This window comes from Micromonospora foliorum, assembly GCF_022229015.1.
Classification (GTDB): domain Bacteria; phylum Actinomycetota; class Actinomycetes; order Mycobacteriales; family Micromonosporaceae; genus Micromonospora; species Micromonospora foliorum.
This window is the reverse complement of the sequence record NZ_JAKKFF010000040.1, coordinates 1-5,905: the sequence shown is the minus strand read 5'-3', so window position 1 is coordinate 5,905 and position 5,905 is coordinate 1. Positions and strand designations below refer to the sequence as shown.

The following is a 5,905-nucleotide window of genomic DNA, read 5'->3' as shown; positions in this document are numbered from 1 at the left end:
GTCTCTGCTTGTCATTGTCTCAAGATGAACACCGCAGCCGCACTAAGGGCACGTGACTGGTGTGCAGACGTGGGCTCTTCCGACCTAGGCGTGGACGTGGAGGAACGGATCGAGGCCAGCTTCGCCGCCGTCGGGGTGACGGCCAGTCTGCACGTCGTGGACCTGGACGCCGTCGACCTGAGCGCCGACGGCGGCGGCCCGGTCGGCGGCCCGGTCGGCGGCCCGCGCGAGGTCGGGGTTCGGGCCGACGAGCAGGTGGTGATCGCCTCGATCTTCAAGATCCTGCTGGTGTTGGAGTTCGCCCGGCAGGTCGAGGCCGGTCAACTGGATCCGACCGAGCGGGTCCTGGTCACCGCCGCCGACCGGCTCGGTGGGTGGGGTCTGGCCGGCTGCACCGACGACGCCGAGGTGTCACTGCGCGACCTCGCGTACTTCGCCATGTCGGTCACCGACAACACGGCCGCCGACCTGCTGCTGCGCCGGGTCGGCCCGGACCTGCTGCCGATGCTCGCCGTCGAGCTGGGGCTGACCCGTACCCGCGTTCTCGGTGGTCCTCGGGAGCTGGTCGAGATGATGCTCGCCGACGTGGGCGCCCGGACCGAGGCGGAGTTCGCCCGGATCTTCCCCACGCTGCCGGCGGAGCGGGTCCGGGCCATGCGGGTCTTCGACCCCGCGCACACCACCTCCAGCACCGCCCGGGAGATCACCCGGCTGCTCACCCTGATCTGGCGGGACGAGGCCGGGCCGGCGGCGGCCTGCGCGATGGTCCGCACCTGGATGGCCCGGCAGATCTTCTGGACCCGGCTGGCCGCCGGTTTCCCGCCCGGCGTCCGGGTCTCCGGAAAGACCGGCACCCTGCCCGGGTTCCACCTGGAGGCCGGGGTCGCCGAATACCCCGACGGCGGCCGGTACGCGATCGCCGTCTTCGCCCGCGCGGAAGAGTTGACCCCGCGCCGCATCGACGTGGACCTGGCCATGGGGGAGGCCGCCCGCACGGCCGTCGAGGCGCTGCGCGGCGACTGATTTCGCGCCCGGCAAGCGTCGGCGCACCCCCGCCGACCAGCACCGATATCCGGTCGCGTATCGAAGCCGACGGCCTTTGATCTTGGACTGCGGCCCGGTGACGCTGGTTGGCTCGTGGTCGACACATCGCCCGACCACGGGAGTAGATTCGCATGCCCAGTCTCGACCGCCGACGCTTCCTGCGCGACGCCGCCGCCACCACCGCCCTGGTCTCCGCCGGTGGCCTCGCCGCCGGCGTCGCCACCCCGGCCCAGGCCGCGCCGACAACCGTCGCACCCACGCCGACCGCTCGCCGCAAGGGCGCGGTCAGCTTCCGCTGGTGGGGTACGGCCGGCTGGCGCGTCGACATCGGCGACCGCACCGTGCTCGTCGACCCGTTCCTCAGCCGGATCGACACCGGGCTGTTCACCGGCGCGTTCCGGACCGACACCCCGTTGACCGTGCGCACCGACGCGATCGACCCGCGGGTCGACCGGGCCACGACGGTGCTGGTCACGCACACCCACTGGGACCACTTCATGGACGTGCCGTACATCGCCGGGCGCACCGGCGCGCGGGTGTTCGGCACGCTTACCGCCTACCACCTGGGGTTGGCCTACGGGCTGCCGTCGACGCAGCTCAGCGCCGTGAAGGGTGGGGAGGTGCTGGACTTCGGCGACCACAGCGTCGAGGTGGTCGGCTCGCTGCACAGCCGCAACGCGTCGTACTCGGTGGCCTTTCCCGGGGTGCGGGTGACCCCGCCGCCGCAGCCGGCCACCATCGCGGACCTGCCGGAGGGCGACACGCTGGGCTACCTGCTGCGGGTCGACGGCGGCCCGTCGGTCTACTTCACCGGGGCCAGCGACGTCGCCGAGCGGAATCTCACCGGCCTCGCGCCCGACGTGGCGATGGTGGCCATGCAGAGCGCCACCACCACCGGCGACTACCTGCCCCGGCTGCTGGCCGGCCTGGACTACCCGAAGGTCGTGGTGCCGGTGCACTACGACAACTTCGAGACGGCGTTGCAGAACCCGCCGTCGGTCGCCCCGACCGACCGCACCCGGTTGAACGAGATGATCGCGGCGGTGCGCCGGATCTCGCCGCGCAGCCGGGTGCTGGTGCCCGAGTACGAGACCGCCTACCACTTCTGAGCAGCGTCGGTGGGGGGTCGCCGGACCGCGGCCCCCACCGCGTCAGGAGCCGGTCAGCTCCGCCAGCGCCCGGACCGACTTCCAGTTGCGGGAGGTGGCCACCACGCCGAGCTTCTTCTCCAGGTACGCGTTGGTGAACTTCGACCGCCCGTAACCGCCGTCGACGTAGTGCAGGAACACCTCCCGGCCGGTCACCGTGAACGACACGTTCTCGCCACCCGGCACGGTGAGCGCGTTCGCAGTGGACTTCTCCGGTGCGGTGGCGAGGAAGGCCACCAGCAGTCGGGTCGGGTCGTCCTCCCGGTCGGCGTACGGGTTGCCGCCGGCGATGGCCGCCAACTCCCGACCGCTGCGCACCAACACCGGCACGGTCAACGCCAGCTCGTCGGTGAGCGCCCGCTCGATCCCGGCGGCCAGCTTCTCCGCGTCGCGCACCGTGCTGCCGAAGGCCACGTTGCCGCTCTGCAGGTACGTCTTGACGTCCTCGTGGCCGAGGTCCGTGACGATCCGGCGCAGGTCGGCCATCGCCAGCCGGGTGGTGCCGACATTGACCCCGCGGAGCAGGGCGACGTACCGGGTCATGGCTCCTCCTGGATGCGCGGGCGACCGGCTCAGCGTAGGCCGCCCGGCCCCACGAGGCCCGTCTCGTACGCGACGATGACCAGTTGCGCCCGGTCGCGTACCGCCAGTTTGGTCAGCAGCCGCCCGACGTGCGTCTTGACGGTGGCCTGGCTGAGGTTGAGGTGCGCGGCCAACTCCGCGTTGGACAGGCCCCGGGCGATCAGCGCCAGCACCTCCCGTTCCCGATCGGTCACCCCGTCGAGCTGCCGGGGCAGCGGCCGGGTCGGCTCCGGCTGCCGGGCGAACTCGTCGATCAGCCGGCGGGTCACCGTCGGCGCGAGCAGCCCCTCCCCGGCGGCGACCACCCGGATCCCGGTCAGCAGGTCCGCCGGTGGGGTGTCCTTGAGCAGGAACCCGCTGGCCCCGGCGCGCAACGCCCCGTAGACGTACTCGTCGAGGTCGAACGTGGTCAGGATGATGACCCGGGTGCCGGCCGTCGCCGCGCAGATCCGCCGGGTCGCCTCGATACCGTCCATCTCCGGCATCCGGACGTCCATCAGCACCACATCCGGCCGGTGCTGCTCGGTCAACGCCACGGCCTGCACGCCGGTGCCCGCCTCGCCGACGGTGGTGCAGTCCGGGCTGAGATCGACAAGCAGCCGGAAACTGCCGCGCAGCAACGCCTGGTCGTCGGCGATCAGCACGCGGATCACGCGGGCACCCGGTAGGGCAGGCTGGCCGTCACCGCGAAGCCACCGTCGGAGCGTGGGCCGGCCCGGAACTCTCCACCGTGCAACGCCACCCGTTCCCGCATGCCGATCAACCCGTGCCCCTCTCCGCCGAGCAGCACCGGCCGCTGGCCGTCGTCGGTCACCTCCACCCGCACCTCGTCGGGCAGGACGGTCACCGTGGCCCGGCAGGCGGCCGGCGCCGCGTGCTTCACCACGTTCGTCACGGCCTCCTGCACGATCCGGTACACCGCGAGGCCCACCGACTCCGGCACCGCGCCGGCCGGTTCGTCCCGCCGCACGTCGAGCCGTACATCGACGCCGCCGATCGCCGCCTGCCGGGCGAGGAGAGGCAACTCGTCCAGCCCGGGCGTCGGCGCGTACGGGCTGTCCTCCCGCAGCACGCCGAGCACGCGACGCACGTCGGTCAGCGCGGTGCGGCCGGTCTCCTCGATGACCCGGAGGGCGGCGCCCGCCTCGCGGGGGTCGGCCTCGGCGACGTGGTTGGCGACGGCCGCCTTCACCACGATGAGGCTCAGCGTGTGCGCGACCACGTCGTGCAGCTCGCGCGCCACCCGCAACCGCTCCTCGGTGGCGGTCTGACGGACCAACTGGTCGCTCTGCCGGGTGGCGAGGGCGCGTCGCTCCCGGATCAGCCAACCGATCACCCAGGCGGGCGCGACCATGACCGCGGCGTAGACGACCGCGCCGGTGCGCGACCAGAGGTCGCCGGCGGTCAGCACCAGGCCGACGCTCACCAGCGCGAGACAACCGGCGGCGCAGAGCATCGACCGGCGGGTGGGCGCCGCCACGGCCACCGTGTAGAAGGACAGGCCGATGGCGAACGCCGGCGCGGCGGCAGCGAAATTGGGTATCACCCCGGTGATCAGGGCAACGGTGGCGACGGAGCTGATCGCGACGGCCACCGCCATCGGCCACCGCCGCCGGACGGCCAACGGCAGCCCGAGGGCCATACCGACCAGCACGGACACCCAGAGCGGTTCGCGTACGCCGCCGTGCAGCGGCGACTCCAGCGCCGCGTACGGGCAGAGCAGCCCGCCGACGGCCACCGCCAGCAGGGCGTCCACGGTGTACAGGTCCACCGGTCGCATCCGTCGGGTCAGCAGGAGAGCGGTCACCCGTCGAACGGTATCGGCCGGTTGGGCCGGCCGCGTCCGCCTGCGGGTGGTCATCCCGGAGGACGACGTGCCGGCGCGTGCGGGCCTCCGACTCCACCCGGGGGAGGGCCGGAAAGTGCCCGCCCCGGCACGACGCCCCGCACCCCGGCATTCGGCACCGTAACCGTCATGACCACACACACGGTGACCCTCACCGGGCTGCGCGCGGTGTACGGCACCGGAACCCGGCGGGTGACGGCGCTCGACGGCGTGACCACCAGCTTCGCGGGCGGCACGTTCACGGCGGTGATGGGTCCCTCGGGCTCGGGAAAGTCCACCCTGCTGCACTGTGCGGCGGGGCTGGACCGCCCGACCGAGGGGGTCGTCACGATCGACGGCACCCGCCTCAACGACCTCGGTGAGGACGAGCTGACCCGGCTGCGGCGGGACCGGATCGGCTTCGTGTTCCAGGCGTTCAACCTCGTGTCCACGCTGACCGCCGCGCAGAACGTCGAGTTGCCGTCGCGCCTGGCCCGCCGCCGCCCGCCGGCCGGGGACGTCGCCGCCGCCCTCGACGCCGTCGGACTCGCCGACCGGGCCGGGCACCGGCCGAGTGAGCTGTCCGGCGGTGAACAGCAGCGCGTCGCCGTGGCCCGAGCGTTGATCACCCGTCCGGCGGTGGTCTTCGCCGACGAGCCGACCGGGGCGTTGGACAGCGCGTCGTCCCGGCAGGTGCTTCGGCTGCTGCGGGCGCTCGTCGACGACCACGGGCAGACCGTCGTGATGGTGACCCACGATCCGGCTGCCGCCGCGTACGCCGATCGGGTCCTCCTGCTGGCCGACGGCCGCGTCGTCGACGAGCTGACCGGCGGGATCAACGCCGCCGCCGTGGCCGCCCGGATCGCCGAACGGGAAACCGTCGCGGAGTCGTCGTGCTGAGCGTCCGGCGGTCGGCAAGCGCGTTCGTGGCCGTCGCCATCGGGGTCACGCTTGTCGCGGCGGCCACCCTGCTGCTCGCCTCCGGCCGCCCGCAGGTGCCGGACCGGCTGACGCGGGCGGCGGTCGTGGTGCAGAGCCCCGAGGCGGGTGCGTCGGCCGACCAGTTCGTGCCGACCCGGCCGTGGTCCGCCACCGTGGCGGCGGAGCTCGTCGGCCGGCTGGCCGGCCTGCCGGACGTCGTGACGGCGGTGCCGGACCGCACCTTCTACGCGCAGCCGCTCGTCGACGGCCGACCCTCGGCCGCCGACACCCGGCGAGAGGACGCCCACCAGGGGCACGGCTGGTCCAGCGCCCAGCTGGGTGGACTGCGGCTCACGGCTGGCGAGCGTCGGGGAGGGAAAGAGTG

6 protein-coding genes and 1 pseudogene are annotated in these 5,905 nt (G+C 73.2%); 4 read left to right on the top strand and 3 right to left on the bottom strand.

Annotated features, from left to right (window positions below):
• Positions 1-69: 69 nt before the first annotated feature.
• Positions 70-1,023, top strand: coding sequence for a serine hydrolase (locus PSH25_RS04010; protein WP_238657710.1), 954 nt, complete (start codon positions 70-72; stop codon positions 1,021-1,023).
• A 152-nt stretch (positions 1,024-1,175) separates the two neighbouring features.
• On the top strand, positions 1,176-2,153 hold the full coding sequence (locus PSH25_RS04005) for an MBL fold metallo-hydrolase (RefSeq protein WP_238657709.1): 978 nt from the start codon (positions 1,176-1,178) through the stop codon (positions 2,151-2,153).
• A gap of 42 nt (positions 2,154-2,195) precedes the next feature.
• On the opposite strand, the gene PSH25_RS04000 is transcribed toward PSH25_RS04005, so the two are convergent.
• From PSH25_RS04000 to PSH25_RS03990, 3 genes are read right to left on the bottom strand one after another with little or no spacing between them, the layout of a single operon-like run.
• Positions 2,196-2,735, bottom strand: coding sequence for a DUF1697 domain-containing protein (locus PSH25_RS04000; RefSeq protein WP_238657708.1), 540 nt, complete (start codon positions 2,733-2,735; stop codon positions 2,196-2,198).
• Positions 2,736-2,764: 29 nt separating this feature from the next.
• Positions 2,765-3,427: a response regulator gene (locus PSH25_RS03995; protein ID WP_238657707.1), complete on the bottom strand. Its 663-nt coding sequence runs from the start codon at positions 3,425-3,427 to the stop codon at positions 2,765-2,767.
• Positions 3,424-4,581 (bottom strand): sensor histidine kinase, encoded by a 1,158-nt coding sequence (locus PSH25_RS03990; protein ID WP_238657706.1) that lies wholly within the window; start codon positions 4,579-4,581, stop codon positions 3,424-3,426. Before PSH25_RS03990 ends, PSH25_RS03995 begins: the two co-directional genes overlap by 4 nt.
• A 168-nt stretch (positions 4,582-4,749) precedes the next feature.
• Here PSH25_RS03990 and PSH25_RS03985 point away from each other — a divergent pair, with 168 nt between their 5' ends.
• On the top strand, positions 4,750-5,499 hold the full coding sequence (locus tag PSH25_RS03985) for an ABC transporter ATP-binding protein (RefSeq protein ID WP_238657705.1): 750 nt from the start codon (positions 4,750-4,752) through the stop codon (positions 5,497-5,499).
• Positions 5,493-5,905 (top strand): annotated as a pseudogene (locus PSH25_RS03980) (ABC transporter permease); the annotation flags it as partial. The gene PSH25_RS03985 and the pseudogene PSH25_RS03980, both read left to right, overlap by 7 nt.

What these genes read in the sequence shown, in the direction of transcription:
- PSH25_RS04005 (WP_238657709.1), top strand. Translation starts at nt 1,176, where the DNA reads ATGCCCAGTCTCGACCGCCGACGCTTCCTGCGCGACGCCGCCGCCACC.
- PSH25_RS03985 (WP_238657705.1), top strand. Translation starts at nt 4,750, where the DNA reads ATGACCACACACACGGTGACCCTCACCGGGCTGCGCGCGGTGTACGGC.
- PSH25_RS04000 (WP_238657708.1), bottom strand. Translation starts at nt 2,735, where the DNA reads ATGACCCGGTACGTCGCCCTGCTCCGCGGGGTCAATGTCGGCACCACC.